The 15,251-nt window shown below is 69.5% G+C and carries 12 protein-coding genes; 8 read left to right on the top strand and 4 right to left on the bottom strand.

From position 1 onward, the window contains the following. Nucleotides 1-383: 383 nt before the first annotated feature. The 3 genes from tesB to ACIRVH_RS04040 form a co-directional block, all read right to left on the bottom strand. Nucleotides 384-1,250 (bottom strand): acyl-CoA thioesterase II, encoded by an 867-nt coding sequence (gene tesB, locus ACIRVH_RS04050; RefSeq protein WP_403947984.1) that lies wholly within the window; start codon nucleotides 1,248-1,250, stop codon nucleotides 384-386. A 34-nt stretch (nucleotides 1,251-1,284) separates the two neighbouring features. Then, nucleotides 1,285-2,442: an acyl-CoA dehydrogenase family protein gene (locus tag ACIRVH_RS04045; protein ID WP_403947983.1), complete on the bottom strand. Its 1,158-nt coding sequence runs from the start codon at nucleotides 2,440-2,442 to the stop codon at nucleotides 1,285-1,287. A gap of 132 nt (nucleotides 2,443-2,574) precedes the next feature. Continuing rightward, nucleotides 2,575-3,174 carry a TetR/AcrR family transcriptional regulator gene (locus ACIRVH_RS04040; protein ID WP_403947981.1) on the bottom strand — a complete coding sequence of 200 codons (600 nt, stop codon included), beginning with the start codon at nucleotides 3,172-3,174 and terminating at the stop codon, nucleotides 2,575-2,577. A 97-nt stretch (nucleotides 3,175-3,271) separates the two neighbouring features. Between ACIRVH_RS04040 and ACIRVH_RS04035 the strand changes: the two genes are divergently transcribed. From ACIRVH_RS04035 to ACIRVH_RS04000, 8 genes are all read left to right on the top strand, one after another. Next, nucleotides 3,272-4,888: a carboxyl transferase domain-containing protein gene (locus ACIRVH_RS04035; RefSeq protein ID WP_403947979.1), complete on the top strand. Its 1,617-nt coding sequence runs from the start codon at nucleotides 3,272-3,274 to the stop codon at nucleotides 4,886-4,888. Between the two features lie 11 nt (nucleotides 4,889-4,899). Further along, nucleotides 4,900-6,840, top strand: coding sequence for an acetyl/propionyl/methylcrotonyl-CoA carboxylase subunit alpha (locus ACIRVH_RS04030; protein ID WP_403947978.1), 1,941 nt, complete (start codon nucleotides 4,900-4,902; stop codon nucleotides 6,838-6,840). Beyond that, complete coding sequence (locus ACIRVH_RS04025) at nucleotides 6,837-7,778, top strand: hydroxymethylglutaryl-CoA lyase (RefSeq protein ID WP_403947976.1); 942 nt, start codon at nucleotides 6,837-6,839, stop codon at nucleotides 7,776-7,778. The genes ACIRVH_RS04030 and ACIRVH_RS04025 overlap by 4 nt, the downstream gene beginning before the upstream one ends. 5 nt (nucleotides 7,779-7,783) lie before the next feature. Beyond that, on the top strand, nucleotides 7,784-8,944 hold the full coding sequence (locus ACIRVH_RS04020) for an acyl-CoA dehydrogenase family protein (protein WP_403948726.1): 1,161 nt from the start codon (nucleotides 7,784-7,786) through the stop codon (nucleotides 8,942-8,944). A gap of 140 nt (nucleotides 8,945-9,084) precedes the next feature. Beyond that, nucleotides 9,085-10,131, top strand: a complete 1,047-nt coding sequence (locus ACIRVH_RS04015) for an ABC transporter substrate-binding protein (protein ID WP_403947975.1) — start codon at nucleotides 9,085-9,087, stop codon at nucleotides 10,129-10,131. Between the two features lie 137 nt (nucleotides 10,132-10,268). Continuing rightward, nucleotides 10,269-11,090 (top strand): siderophore-interacting protein, encoded by an 822-nt coding sequence (locus ACIRVH_RS04010; protein ID WP_403947974.1) that lies wholly within the window; start codon nucleotides 10,269-10,271, stop codon nucleotides 11,088-11,090. 114 nt (nucleotides 11,091-11,204) lie between these two features. After that, nucleotides 11,205-12,671 (top strand): lysine decarboxylase DesA, encoded by a 1,467-nt coding sequence (gene desA, locus ACIRVH_RS04005; protein WP_403947972.1) that lies wholly within the window; start codon nucleotides 11,205-11,207, stop codon nucleotides 12,669-12,671. Then, entirely contained in the window at nucleotides 12,655-13,938 is a 1,284-nt protein-coding gene (locus ACIRVH_RS04000; RefSeq protein WP_403947971.1) for a lysine N(6)-hydroxylase/L-ornithine N(5)-oxygenase family protein, read from the top strand. The genes desA and ACIRVH_RS04000 overlap by 17 nt, the downstream gene beginning before the upstream one ends. On the opposite strand, the gene ACIRVH_RS03995 is transcribed toward ACIRVH_RS04000, so the two are convergent. Then, nucleotides 13,865-15,169: an RNA-guided endonuclease InsQ/TnpB family protein gene (locus ACIRVH_RS03995; RefSeq protein WP_403947970.1), complete on the bottom strand. Its 1,305-nt coding sequence runs from the start codon at nucleotides 15,167-15,169 to the stop codon at nucleotides 13,865-13,867. The genes ACIRVH_RS04000 and ACIRVH_RS03995 overlap by 74 nt on opposite strands. Nucleotides 15,170-15,251 lie beyond the last annotated feature (82 nt).

Below are 15,251 nucleotides of genomic sequence, written 5' to 3'. Positions count from 1 at the left end.
GGGGGCGCGAGGTGATGGCCGACGCCGCGACAAGGGGGAAGATGCGGCGCGGTCTTCAGATGCCACCGCAGTGTGTTGAGCGGCACGGTGTATGCCAACGATGTCGACACCTGCGGCCACCCTGGCGTGGTCGCGCCATCGGGCTCCGCGGCTGAGGTCCGTGGGGCACGGGGCCTCGTCGGCCGGGCAAACCGCGCGCTGCGGCTTTCACTCGAAAAGCCTAGTACCCCATGCGTCACTCGTCACTTCGAGCGACCATTCGCTGCCCGGGCCTCGGGGCGGACCCTGGCCGCACCCGCCTTTGGGCCGGGAGCACGGCCCACAACCGGTTCGTCAACTCGGTTACGCACCGCATGTGTTCACCCGTTCAACAGCTGCGCGGGTCACCGCGGTACGCGGACCACGCCCTCCTGGATGACGGAGATGGCGAGCTGCCCGTCCTGGGTGTAGATGCGGGCCTGGCCGAGGCCCCGGCCGCCGTGCGCGGACGGCGATTCCTGGTCGTACAGCAACCATTCGTCGGCGCGGAAGGGCCGATGGAACCACATCGCGTGGTCCAGGGACGCCCCGACGACGTCCCCGACGGCCCAGCCGCCGCGCCCGTGCGCGAGCAGCACCGCGTCGAGGAGGGTCATGTCGGAGACGTAGGTGGCGAGGACGACATGGAGCAGGGGGTCGTCGTCGAGCTTGCCGTTGGCCCGGAACCACACCTGGCTGCGCGGCTCGCGCGGCTCGCCGAACTTCCCGTACGGCGGCTCGTCCACGTAGCGCAGGTCGATCGCCTCGCGGGCCTCTATGAACCTCTCCACGACCGCCGGGTCCAGGTGGTCGTAGCCGCGCAGCCGCTCCTGGGAGGTGGGCAGGGCCTCCGGGTCCGGGGCGGGCGGCATGGGGGCCTGGTGGTCGAGCCCTTCCTCGTACGTCTGGAAGGACGCCGAGAGATGGAAGATCGGCTTGCCGTGCTGGACGGCCACCACGCGGCGGGTCGTGAACGACCGGCCGTCGCGGATGCGGTCGACGTTGTAGACGATCGGCGCGCCGGGGTCTCCCGGGCGCAGGAAGTACGCGTGCAGGGAGTGGGCGAGCCGGTCCGCGGGGACCGTCCGCCCGGCGGCGACCAGCGCCTGCGCCGCGACCTGCCCGCCGAAGACGCGCGGGACGACGGCGGAGCGGGACTGGCCGCGGAAGATGTCCTCCTCGAGCTGCTCGAGGTCGAGCAGCTCGAGGAGGTTCTGGAGTGCCTGGCTCATGACGTCAGTTGTACCGGCCAGTGATTGCGGTGACCTACAGACCCATGTCCTTGGCGATGATCGTCTTCATGATCTCGCTGGTGCCGCCGTAGATGCGGTTGACGCGGTTGTCCGCGTACAGACGGGCGATCGGGTACTCGTTCATGAAGCCGTAGCCGCCGTGCAGCTGGAGGCAGCGGTCGATGACGCGGTGGGCGACCTCGGTGCAGAAGAGCTTCGCGGAGGCGGCCTCGGCCGGGGTCAGCTCACCGGCGTCCAGGGCCTCGGTGGCGCGGTCGGCGACGGCCTCGGCGGCGTCCACCTCGGCCTGGCAGGCGGCCAGCTCGAACTTGGTGTTCTGGAAGGCGGCGACGGGCTGGCCGAAGACGACGCGGTCCTGGACGTACTGCTTGGCGAACCGGACGGCGGCCTTGGCCTGCGCGTAGGCGCCGAAGGCGATGCCCCAGCGCTCGGAGGCGAGGTTGTGTCCGAGGTAGTAGAAGCCCTTGTTCTCCTCGCCGAGGAGGTCCTCGACGGGGATCTTGACGTCGACGAACGCCAGCTCGGCGGTGTCCGAGGTCTTCAGGCCCAGCTTGTCGAGCTTGCGGCCGACCGAGTAGCCCTCGGCCTTGGTGTCCACGACGAAGAGGGAGATGCCGTGACGGCGGTCCTCGGCGGTGGGCGCGGCGGTGCGGGCGCAGACGATCATGCGGTCGGCGTGCACGCCACCGGTGATGAAGGTCTTGGCGCCGTTGAGGACGTAGTGAGTGCCGTCCTCGGAGAGCTTGGCGGTGGTCTTCATGCCCGCGAGGTCGGAGCCGGTGCCCGGCTCGGTCATCGCGATGGCCCACATCTCCTCGCCGGAGACGAACTTGGGCAGGTAGCGCTTCTTCTGCTCGTCGGTGGCGAGCAGCTTGATGTAGGGCAGGCCGAGCAGCACGTGCACGCCGGAGCCGCCGAAGGAGATGCCCGCGCGGGCGGTCTCCTCGTAGAGGACGGCCTCGAACTTGTACGAGTCGATGCCCGCGCCGCCGAACTCCTCGTCGACCCGGATACCGAAGACGCCCAGCTCGGCGAGCTTGTAGTAGAACTCGCGCGGGGCCTGGCCGGCGGCGAACCACTCGTCGTAGACGGGCACGACCTCGGCCTCGATGAAGGCGCGGATGGTCTCCCGGAACGCCTCGTGATCCTCGTTGAACACCGTACGGCGCACGCCGCCACCTCCACGTACCTCGGCATGTCTAAGCGCTTGCTCAGATATAACCGTACCGGTGAGTAGGCAGAGCGGTCCAGGGTTGAACGGGGGTAACGCTCGTCACGTACGTGGGGCCGGCGGGGCGTCGACTCAGTCGGACCCGGCCGCCGCGAACGCGCCCCGCGCCATCCGGTGCAGCAGCTCCGCCGTGACCCCGCGGCTGGGCAGGGTGCCGGCGCGGCCGAGGTGGGGGGTCGAGTTCAGCAGGCCGAAGACCGAGTGGACCGCCGAGCGGGCCGTGGGTTCGGTCAGGGCGGGGTAGACCTCGCGGACCACCTCGACCCACAGCTCCACGTACTGCCGCTGCAGCTGCCGCACCAGCTTGCGGTCGCTGTCGCGCAGGCGGTCCAGCTCGCGGTCGTGCAGGGTGATCAGCGGACGGTCGTCCAGGGCGAAGTCGATGTGGCCCTCGATCAGCGAGTCCAGGACGGCGGCGGGGCCGGTGTCGCCGTCGGACTCCGCGAGGCGCCGCTTCGCCCCGGTCAGCAGCTGGCCGCTGATGCCCACCAGGAGCTCCGCGAGCATCGCGTCCTTGCCCGGGAAGTGCCGGTACAGACCGGGACCGCTGATGCCGACCGCGGCGCCTATCTCGTCGACGCCGACGCCGTGGAAGCCGCGCTCGGCGAAGAGCCGGGCAGCCTCCTTGAGGATCTGCTCGCGACGGGTGGGGGCGTCGGTTCTGGTGACCATGCAAGCAATTCTAGACAGCGAGGTTAGCGGTCGTTAACCTGGAGGAAATGGTTAACGCTCATTAACCAGTACGACCACTGGGTGAGGGGACCGCAGGATGCAGGAGGCACCGGAGCTGACGAGCGCGGCAGATCCCGCGTCGGAGGCCTGGCGGGCCAATGAACAAGGCCATCTGGCACTCGTCGACGAGCTGCGCGCCAAGCTGGGCGCCGCGGCTCTCGGCGGCGGCGAGAAGGCCCGCGCCCGGCACACCGCGCGCGGCAAGCTGCTGCCGAGGGACCGGGTGGACACACTGCTCGACCCCGGGTCGCCCTTCCTGGAGCTGGCCCCCCTGGCAGCCGACGGGATGTACGACGGGCAGGCACCGGCCGCCGGCGTGATCGCCGGGATCGGGCGGGTCAGCGGGCGCGAGTGCGTGATCGTCGCCAATGACGCCACCGTCAAGGGCGGCACGTACTACCCGATGACGGTGAAGAAGCATCTGCGGGCGCAGGAGGTCGCCCTGGAGAACCGGCTGCCCTGCCTCTACCTGGTCGACTCCGGAGGCGCCTTCCTGCCCATGCAGGACGAGGTCTTCCCCGACCGGGAGCACTTCGGGCGCATCTTCTACAACCAGGCACGTATGTCCGGCGCCGGGATCCCGCAGATCGCGGCGGTCCTCGGGTCGTGCACGGCCGGCGGCGCGTACGTCCCGGCCATGAGCGACGAGGCCGTGATCGTCCGCAACCAGGGCACGATCTTCCTGGGCGGCCCGCCCCTGGTGAAGGCGGCCACCGGCGAGGTCGTCACCGCGGAGGAGCTGGGCGGCGGCGAGGTCCACTCCCGGATCTCCGGCGTCACCGACCACCTCGCCGAGGACGACGCGCACGCCCTGCGCATCGTGCGCAACATCGTCGCCACTCTGCCCGCCCGCCAGCCCCTCCCCTGGGAGGTCACACCGGTCGCGGAGCCCAAGGTGGACCCGTACGGGCTCTACGGCGCGGTCCCGGTGGACTCCCGCACCCCCTACGACGTGCGCGAGATCATCGCGCGCGTGGTGGACGGCTCCCGCTTCGCGGAGTTCAAGGCCGAGTTCGGGCAGACCCTGATCACCGGCTTCGCCCGGATCCACGGCCACCCGGTCGGGATCGTCGCCAACAACGGCATCCTGTTCTCGGAGTCCGCCCAGAAGGGCGCGCACTTCATCGAGCTGTGCGACCAGCGCGGCATCCCGCTGGTGTTCCTGCAGAACATCTCCGGCTTCATGGTCGGCAGGGACTACGAGGCGGGTGGCATCGCCAAGCACGGCGCCAAGATGGTGACGGCCGTGGCGTGCACCAGGGTCCCCAAGCTGACCGTCGTGGTCGGCGGCTCCTACGGCGCGGGCAACTACTCGATGTGCGGCCGGGCCTACTCCCCCCGCTTCCTGTGGATGTGGCCCAACGCCAAGATCTCCGTGATGGGCGGCGAGCAGGCCGCCTCCGTCCTCGCCACCGTCAAGCGCGACCAGCTGGAGGCGCGCGGCGAGGACTGGCCGGCCGAGGACGAAGACGCCTTCAAGGCGCCGATCCGCCAGCAGTACGAGCGCCAGGGCAATGCCTACTACGCCACCGCCCGCCTCTGGGACGACGGCGTGATCGACCCGCTGGAGACCCGTCAGGTGCTGGGACTCGCCCTGACGGCATGTGCCAACGCGCCGCTGGGTGACCCCCAGTTCGGCGTCTTCCGGATGTGAGGAGGGGAACCGTGTTCGACACAGTGCTGGTGGCCAACCGGGGCGAGATCGCCGTACGCGTCATCCGTACGCTCCGCTCGCTGGGCGTGCGCTCTGTGGCGGTCTTCTCCGACGCCGACGCGGACGCGCGGCACGTACGGGAGGCCGACACGGCGGTACGGATCGGTCCGGCGCCCGCGGCCGAGAGCTATCTGTCGGTGGAGCGGCTGCTGGAGGCCGCCGCCCGCACCGGCGCCCAGGCCGTCCACCCCGGGTACGGCTTCCTCGCCGAGAACGCGGGCTTCGCGCGCGCGTGCGAGGAGGCGGGGCTGGTCTTCATCGGCCCGCCCGCGGACGCGATCGCCCTGATGGGCGACAAGATCCGGGCCAAGGAGACGGTGAAGGCGGCCGGGGTGCCGGTCGTGCCGGGCTCCAGCGGCAGCGGGCTCTCCGACGCCCAGCTGGCCGAGGCGGCCCGGGAGATCGGGACCCCCGTGCTGCTCAAGCCCTCGGCGGGCGGCGGCGGCAAGGGCATGCGCCTGGTGCGGGACGTGACCGTGCTGGAGGAGGAGATCGCGGCAGCCCGCCGCGAGGCCCGCGCCTCCTTCGGCGACGACACGCTCCTGGTGGAGCGGTGGGTCGACCGACCCCGGCACATCGAGATCCAGGTGCTGGCGGACGGCCACGGGAACGTGGTCCACCTCGGCGAGCGCGAGTGCTCGCTGCAGCGCCGGCACCAGAAGATCATCGAGGAGGCGCCGAGCGTGCTCCTCGACGAGGAGACCCGGGCCGCGATGGGCGAGGCGGCCGTCCAGGCGGCGCGCTCGTGCGGGTACCGGGGCGCGGGCACGGTGGAGTTCATCGTGCCGGGCGGCGACCCGTCCTCGTACTACTTCATGGAGATGAACACCCGTCTCCAGGTGGAGCACCCGGTCACGGAGCTGATCACGGGGCTCGACCTGGTCGAGTGGCAGCTGCGGGTGGCGGCCGGGGAGCGGCTGCGCTTCGCGCAGGAGGACGTCCGGCTCACCGGCCACGCGGTCGAGGCACGGATCTGCGCCGAGGACCCCGCGCGCGGGTTCCTCCCGTCCGGCGGCACGGTGCTGCTGCTGAACGAGCCGCAGGGCGACGGCCTGCGCACCGACTCCGGGCTCAGCGAGGGCACCGAGGTGGGCAGCCTGTACGACCCGATGCTGTCCAAGGTCATCGCCTACGGTCCCGACCGGGAGACGGCGCTGCGCAAACTCCGAGCCGGCCTCGCCGAGACCGTGACGCTGGGCGTGCAGACCAACGCGGGCTTCCTGCGGCGGCTGCTGGCCCATCCGGCCGTGGTGTCGGGCGAGCTGGACACCGGTCTGGTCGAGCGGGTGGTGGACGAGCTGGTCGCCACGGACGTCCCGGAGGAGGTGTACGAGGCGGCGGCGGCCGTACGGCTGGAGGAGCTGCGGCCTCGCTCCGAAGGCTGGACCGACCCCTTCTCGGTGCCGAGCGGCTGGCGCCTCGGCGGGACGCCGAAACAGCCCGCGTTCGACCTGCGCGTGGCCGACCCGGTCACATACGTCCCGCGCGGCGCCCACACCCTCACCGGCGACCGGGTGTCCGTCACCCTCGACGGCGTCCGGCACTCCTTCCACCGGGCCGGCGACTGGATCGGCCGGGACGGCGACGCCTGGCAGGTGCGCGACCACGACCCGGTGGCCGCCTCCCTCACCGGGGCCGCGCACGCGGGCGCCGACTCGCTGACCGCGCCCATGCCCGGCACGGTGACCGTGGTGAAGGTGGCCGTCGGCGACGAAGTGGCCGCGGGCCAGAGCCTGTTGGTGGTCGAGGCGATGAAGATGGAGCACGTCATCTCCGCCCCGCACGCCGGCACGGTCGCCGAGCTGGACGTGACCCCGGGAGCGACGGTCGCCATGGACCAGGTGCTCGCCGTGATCGCACCGCACGACAAGGAAGGCGCGGTGGCGGAATGAGCGCCGACGGACTGCCCATGGTCGTACCGGCCCAGGACCTGCCCCAGCGGGTGCGGATCCACGAGGTCGGCGCGCGGGACGGGCTGCAGAACGAGAAGATGACCGTGCCGACGGAGATCAAGGCGGAGTTCATCCGCCGGCTCGCCGGCGCGGGACTGACCACCATCGAGGCGACGAGCTTCGTGCACCCCAAGTGGGTGCCCCAACTCGCCGACGCCGAGCAGCTGTACCCGCTGATCGACGGCCTCGGTGCCGAACTTCCCGTGCTGGTGCCCAACCAGCGGGGCCTGGACCGGGCGCTGGCGCTCGGCGCCCGCCGGATCGCGGTGTTCGCCAGCGCCACGGAGTCCTTCGCGAAGGCCAACCTCAACCGGACCGTGGACGAGTCGCTGGCCGTCTTCGACCCGGTGGTGCGGCAGGCGAAGGACGCCGGCGCGCAGGTGCGCGGCTATGTGTCCATGTGCTTCGGCGACCCCTGGGAGGGAGCGGTCCCGCTCCACCAGGTGGCCCGCGTCTGCAAGGCGCTGATGGACATGGGCTGCGACGAGCTGAGCCTCGGGGACACCATCGGGGTCGCGACCCCGGGCCACGTCCTCGAACTCCTCTCCCTGCTCAACGAGGAGGGCGTGCCGACCAACGTCATCGGCGTGCACTTCCACGACACCTACGGCCAGGCACTGGCCAACACCTACGCGGCACTGGAACACGGGGTCACGACGATCGACGCCTCCGCCGGGGGTCTCGGCGGCTGCCCCTACGCCAAGTCCGCGACCGGCAACCTCGCCACCGAAGACCTCGTGTGGATGCTGCAGGGCCTCGGCATCGACACCGGAGTCGACCTCGGCCGTCTCGTCGCCACCAGCGTCTGGATGGCCGCCCACCTGGGCCGACCCAGCCCGTCCCGCACCGTCCGAGCCCTGTCCCACAAGGAGCAGTGATCACTGTGGACCACCGCCTCTCCCCCGAGCTCGAGGAACTCCGCCGTACGGTGGAGGAGTTCGCACACGATGTCGTGGCGCCGAAGATCGGCGACTTCTACGAGCGGCACGAGTTCCCGTACGAGATCGTCCGCGAGATGGGCCGCATGGGCCTGTTCGGGCTGCCGTTCCCCGAGGAGTACGGCGGCATGGGCGGCGACTACCTGGCCCTCGGCATCGCCCTGGAGGAACTGGCCCGGGTCGACTCGTCCGTGGCCATCACCCTGGAGGCCGGTGTCTCGCTGGGTGCCATGCCGCTGCACCTGTTCGGCACCGAGGAGCAGAAGCGCGAGTGGCTCCCCCGCCTGTGCACGGGCGAGATCCTGGGCGCGTTCGGCCTGACGGAGCCGGACGGCGGCTCGGACGCCGGAGCCACCCGCACCACGGCCCGCCTGGACCCGGACACGAACGAATGGGTCATCAACGGCACGAAGTGCTTCATCACCAACTCGGGCACGGACATCACCGGGTTGGTGACGGTCACGGCGGTCACCGGCCGGGGGCCGGACGGCAAGCCGCAGATCTCGGCGATCATCGTCCCGTCGGGCACCCCCGGCTTCACGGTCGCCGCCCCCTACTCGAAGGTCGGCTGGAACGCCTCCGACACCCGTGAACTGTCCTTCCAGGACGTCCGGGTGCCCGCCGCCAACCTGCTCGGCGAGGAGGGCCGGGGCTACGCCCAGTTCCTGCGCATCCTCGACGAGGGCCGGATCGCCATCGCGGCCCTGGGGACGGGTCTGGCCCAGGGCTGTGTCGACGAGTCGGTCAAGTACGCCAAGGAACGCCACGCGTTCGGGCGGCCGATCGGCGCCAACCAGGCCATCCAGTTCAAGATCGCGGACATGGAGATGAAGGCCCACACGGCCCGGCTCGCCTGGCGCGACGCGGCCAGCCGCCTGGTGGCGGGCGAACCCTTCAAGAAGGAGGCGGCCGTGGCCAAGCTGTACTCCTCCACGGTCGCCGTGGACAACGCCCGCGAGGCCACCCAGATCCACGGCGGCTACGGCTTCATGAACGAGTATCCGGTGGCCCGTATGTGGCGCGACTCCAAGATCCTGGAGATCGGCGAGGGCACCAGTGAGGTCCAGCGGATGCTGATCGCACGGGAGTTGGGGCTGGTGGGCTGAGGTAGCCCCGGGCGGCCCACAGGTCGCGCACAGGTTCGGGCGGGAGGCGCCCTGCCCACTGGACAGGTACTGAGGTTAGGCTAACCTATCTTCGACCTTGTCCGGCGGGCGCCTCGCCCCGTTCGAAAGCAGTCATACCCATGCCCCATGCCCGTGCCACCCACCTCACTCGCCGCGGACTGCTCGCCACGGGCGGCGCCCTCGCACTCGGCGCGGCACTCGCCGCCTGCGGGGACGACAAGGGGAAAGACGCGGACTCCGGGAAGGCGGCCAAGAGCGGCAAGTCCGGCCCCTGGAGCTTCAAGGACGACCGCGGCACGACCGTGAAGCTGGACAAGGCCCCCGCGAACATCGTCGCGTTCACCGGTGTCGGCGCCGCGCTGTACGACTACGGCATCCAGGTCAAGGGCGTCTTCGGCCCGACGAAGACCACCGCGGGCAAGGCCGATGTCCAGGCCGGCGACATGGACATCAGCAAGCTGACGGTCCTCGGCAACACCTGGGGCCAGTTCAACATCGAGAAGTACGCGGCCCTCGCGCCGGACGTGCTCATCACGACGATGTTCGACGGCGCCGGCACCCTCTGGTACGTCCCGGACGAGTCCAAGAAGAAGATCGCCCAGCTGGCGCCCGGCGTCGGCATCTCCGTCTACGACCGCCGGCTGACCCAGCCGCTGCAGCGCCTGTGGGAGCTGGCCGAGTCGCTCGGCGCCGACATGAAGGCGGCCGCCGTCACCGACGCGAAGAAGCGGTTCGAGGACGCCGCCGCCCGGCTGCGCGCGGCGGCCAAGGCCAAGCCCGGCATCAAGGTGATGGCCGGTTCCGCGAGCGACCAGCTCTTCTACGTCTCCGGCACCAACCTCTCCATCGACCTGGAGTACTTCAAGGCCCTCGGCGTGAACTTCGTCGAGCCCCCGGAGAGCGCCAAGAAGCAGGGCGGCGGCTGGTACGAGTCGCTGAGCTGGGAGAACGTCGACAAGTACCAGGCCGACATCATCATGATGGACGACCGTTCCTCGGCGATCCAGCCGGCCGACATCACCAAGGCCACCTGGAAGAAGCTGCCCGCGGTGAAGGCGGGTCAGGTCATCGCACGCTCGCCCGAGCCGATCCTGTCGTACGACAAGTGCGTACCGCTGCTGACGAGCCTGGCGCAGGCCCTGGAAAAGGCCAAGAAGGTCAGCTAGACGCTTCGCTGAGAGGGGGCGGGTTACATCGTGGGCAACCGCGGGCCGCATGTGGCTGGTCGCGCAGTTCCCCGCGCCCCTTCAGGTCGGCTGCACCCCCCACACCCGAATACCTGACGTCGACTCAGGAGTCCCCCATGACCACGGCCGTGGCCGCCCCGTTCCGTTTCTTCTCTCTTCAGGTCGCACGGACGAGGCGGCTCGGGCCGTCTCTGGTCCGGGTCACCTTCGCCGGCGCCGATCTGCACGCCTTCCACTCCGACGGGCGTGACCAGTCCCTGTCGCTCTTCCTGCCGCACCCGGGGCAGGCCGAACCCGTCGTACCCCTGGAGCTTGGGGACGGGTGGTGGCAGGGATGGCGTGAACTGCCCGACGACGTACGGGCGGTGATGCGCTCGTACACGCTGAGGGCGCTGCGCCGGGACCCCGACGGGATCGACATCGACTTCGTCCTGCACACGCCCGCCGGGCCCGCCTCCCACTGGGCCTCCCGGGCCGCCGCCGGTGACCGGGTGCTGCTGCTCGGGCCGGCGATCGCGGACAACCGGGCGATCCGGTTCCGGCCGCCGGCCGGCTCCGATCTCGTCGTCCTCTGGGGCGACGAGAGCGCCGTGTCCGCCGCCACCGCCATCCTCGAGTCCCTCCCGGCCGGCACCCGCGCCCGCGCCTGGCTGGAGGTGCCGCACGCCGGTGACATCCAGGACGTGGCGACCGAGGCGGACGCGGAGATCACGTGGCTCGTACGTCACGCCGACTCCCCCATGGCCGTCGATGCCGTACGAGCCGCTCGACTCCCCGCTGCCGAGAGGCCGTACGCCTGGATCGCGGGTGAGTCCGGGCGGGTGAAGGAGCTGCGACGGCACTTCGTCGGTGAGCGCGGGTTCGACCGGCGGCACGTCACCTTCGTCGGCTACTGGCGCCAGGGCATGACGGAGGAACAGCTCCGCGCCGCCGAGTAACTCCCTTTGCAGTGATGGCAGTCACGGCACAGACACGTCTCGATGCATGTTACTTAGGTTAGGCTAACCTAAGTACATCTCCCCGCACGGACAGTCCCCTCGGAGGACCCCCACATGCGCTCGCACCTGCTCAATGGCCTCACCGCGGAGCACTACCGCCGCTCCGTGACCGAAGGAGTCGAGCGGGTGGCGGCCAAACTCGCCACCACCGACCGTCCGTTCACCGGCGTCACCGTGGACGCCCTCGCCCCCCGCATCGAAGCGATCGACCTCGACCGGCCACTGGGCGACTCCGCCGCGGCCCTGGACGAGCTGGAGGACCTGTACCTGCGGGACGCGATCTACTTCCATCACCCCCGCTACCTCGCCCACCTCAACTGCCCGGTCGTCATCCCGGCCGTGCTCGGCGAGGCCGTGCTCTCCGCCGTCAACTCCTCCCTCGACACCTGGGACCAGTCCGTCGGCGGCACCCTCATCGAGCGGAAGCTGATCGACTGGACGGCCGAGCGCATCGGCCTCGGCCCGGCCGCCGACGGCGTGTTCACCTCCGGCGGCACCCAGTCCAACCTCCAGGCGCTGCTGCTGGCGCGGGAGGAGGCGAAGCCAGGGCGGGCAGGGTGGGAAGAGGGGGGCTGCCTCCCCGAACTGCGCATCTTCGCCTCCGAGGTCAGCCACTTCAGCGTGCAGAAGTCGGCGAAACTGCTCGGGCTGAGCCCGGAGGCCGTGGTCTGCGTCCCGGTCGACCACGACAAGCGCATGCAGACCCTCGCCCTCGCCCACGAGCTGGAGCGGTGCAGGAAGGACGGCCTCGTCCCCATGGCCGTCGTCGCCACCGCCGGCACCACCGACTTCGGGTCCATCGACCCGCTGCCGGAGATCGCGGAGCTGTGCGCCCAGTTCGGGGCCTGGATGCACGTGGACGCGGCCTACGGTTGCGGGCTGCTCGCCTCGCTCAGGCACCGGGACCGCATCGACGGCATCGAGCGCGCCGACTCGGTCACCGTCGACTACCACAAGTCCTTCTTCCAGCCGGTGAGTTCCTCCGCCGTGCTGGTCCGGGACGCGGCCACCCTGCGCCACGCCACCTACCACGCGGAGTACCTGAATCCGCGCCGCACGGTGCAGGAGCGCATCCCCAACCAGGTCGACAAGTCCCTGCAGACCACCCGGCGCTTCGACGCCCTCAAGCTGTGGATGACGCTGCGAGTGATGGGCGCCGACGGCATCGGCGAGCTGTTCGACCAGGTGTGCGAGCTGGCCCAGGAGGGCTGGAAGCTGCTCGCCGCCGACCCCCGTTACGACGTCGTCGTGGAGCCCTCGCTCTCCACCCTCGTCTTCCGCTACATCCCGGCGGCCGTCACCGACCCGGCCGAGATCGACCGCGCCAACCTGTACGCCCGCAAGGCCCTGTTCGCCTCCGGCGACGCCGTGGTCGCGGGCACCAAGGTCGGCGGCCGCCACTACCTGAAGTTCACCCTGCTCAACCCCGAGACGACGCCGGCCGACATCGCCGCCGTCCTCGACCTGATCGCCGGCCATGCCGAGCAGTACCTGGGAGAGTCCCTTGACCGCGCGTCCTGAAGCCCACCGCACCTACGATTTCGTGGGGATCGGGCTCGGCCCCTTCAACCTCGGCCTCGCCTGCCTCACCGAGCCCATCGCCGAACTGGACGGAGTCTTCCTGGACTCCAAGCCCGGCTTCGAGTGGCACGCGGGCATGTTCCTCGACGGTGCCCATCTGCAGACCCCGTTCATGTCGGACCTGGTCACACTGGCCGACCCGACTTCGCCGTACTCCTTCCTCAACTACCTGAAGGAGAAGGGCAGGCTGTACCCGTTCTACATCCGCGAGAACTTCTATCCCCTGCGCGTCGAGTACGACGACTACTGCCGCTGGGCGGCGGGCAGACTCGGCAACGTCCGCTTCGGCACCACGGTCACCGAGGTCACGTACGAGGACGAGCGGTACGTCGTCCGCACCCAGGGCGGCGAAACGTTTCACGCCCGGCACCTGGTGCTCGGCACGGGAACGGTCCCCTTCGTCCCGCAGCCGTGTCGCGACCTGGGCGGCGACCTCATCCACACCTCCCAGTACATGCACCGCAAGGCGGAGCTCCAGGCCAAGAGGTCCATCACCGTCGTCGGCAGCGGCCAGAGCGCGGCGGAGATCTACTACGAGCTGCTCTCCGAGATCGACATCCACGGCTACGAGCTCAACTGGGTCACCCGCTCCCCGCGCTTCTTCCCCCTCGAATACACCAAGCTGACGCTGGAAATGACCTCTCCGGACTACATCGACTACTTCCGCGCGCTGCCCGAGGAGACCCGCTACCGGCTGGAGAAGCAGCAGAAGGGCCTGTTCAAGGGCATCAACTCGGACCTGATCGACTCGATCTTCGACCTGCTCTACCAGAAGAACGTCGATAGCGGCGACCGCCCGGTCCCCACCCGTCTGCTCACCAACTCCTCCCTGCGGAGCGCCGCTCACGAGGACGGCTCCTACACGCTCGGCTTCCACCAGGACGAGCAGGACAAGGACTTCGAGATCCGCACCGAGGGGCTGGTGCTGGCCACCGGCTACCACTACGAGCCCCCGGCCTTCCTCGCCCCGCTGCGCGACCGGCTCCGCTTCGACGGCCACGGCCGCTTCGACGTCGCCCGCAACTACGCGATCGACGTGACGGGCCGCGGCGTCTTCCTCCAGAACGCCGGCGTCCACACCCACAGCATCACCAGCCCCGACCTGGGCATGGGGGCGTACCGGAACGCGTACATCATCCGTGAGCTGCTCGGCACGGAGTACTACCCGGTCGAGAAGACCATCGCCTTCCAGGAGTTCGCCGTTTGACTTCTCCTCGCCCCGAAGGGGCGGGGACTCCCACAGCTCGCGCCATGGGCTTTCCTGCTTCGTCGCCGACAGCCCGCCCGGAGGGATTCCGTTGAGGTCTTACACCGGCTCCACAGGCCGACACCGCCTGCCCGGCGGCCAGAATGTTCTGCGCGGCGTTGTGGTCCCGGTCGTGGCGAGTGCCGCATCCGTCGCATCGCCACTCTCGGACATCGAGTGCGAGCGGGTCACGCACGAGGCCACAAGCCGAGCACGTTCTGCTCGACGGAAAGAAGCGGTCCACAACGACAAGCTCACGCCTGTACCAGGCGCACTTGTATTCCAGCATGCTACGCAACTCAGCCCACGAGGCATCGGCGATGGCACGAGCCAGCGACCGGTTGCCCATCAGGTTACGTACAGGCAGATCCTCGATCACGACCAGTTGGTTCTCCTGGACGAGCCGAGTCGAGAGTTTGTGGAGAAAATCGCGCGTCCGGTCAGCGATGCGCGCATGAATCGTGGCAACCTTCCGGCGTGCCTTGGCCTGGTTTCTGGACCCCTTCTCTTTACGGGCCAGCTCTCGCTGTGCCCTCGCCAGACGACCAGAGCCTTTCCTGCTGAATCTGGGGTTGGGAACCTTTTCGCCGGTGGACAGAGTCACGAGACTATTGAGACCGGCATCGACCCCCACCGCTGTATCGATGCCCCGGTGGCGCAGCTGCGGTTGGTCCTCAACCAGGAGGGAGACGAACCAACGTCCGGCCGCGTCACGGGACACCGTCACGGTCGTCGGCTGAGCATACGTAGGCAACGGTCGCGACCAGCGAACGTCCAGTGGCGCTCGCATCTTCGCCAGGGTCAGCTCACCGTTGCGCCACCTGAAAGCAGACCGCGTGTACTCCGCCGACGAGCGGGAGCGCTTCCGTGACTTGAAACGCGGGTATCCGGATCGCTTGGTAAAGAAGCCCTCGAAAGCCGAGTGCAAGTGACGCAGAGTCTGCTGGAGCGGAACCGAGGACACGTCGGAAAGGTAGGAAAATTCGTCCCGCCTCTTCCACTCGGTCAGCATCGCAGAGGCCTCCGCATAGCGAATCTGGCGGCGCTCTGCCGTCCAAGCACGACTGCGCGAATCCAGTGCCATGTTGTAGACCTTGCGTACGCAGCCAAAGGTCTGCTCCAGCTGCTTTGCCTGGTCCTGCGTCGGATAGAAGCGATACTTGAAGGCTCGCTTCACACGTTGTTCCCCCACGTCTTGCAACGTAGTCGCTGGGTGAAATCCATGGTGCGGTTTTCTTGAATCCGACACCCGAACTGATGAACGCGCACCCCTT

Origin of the sequence: Streptomyces sp. NPDC101165 (assembly GCF_044768135.1) — a bacterium.
Lineage (GTDB): Bacteria > Actinomycetota > Actinomycetes > Streptomycetales > Streptomycetaceae > Streptomyces.
Note: the sequence above shows the minus strand (reverse complement) of the source record. Positions and strands in the feature narration are given on the sequence as shown.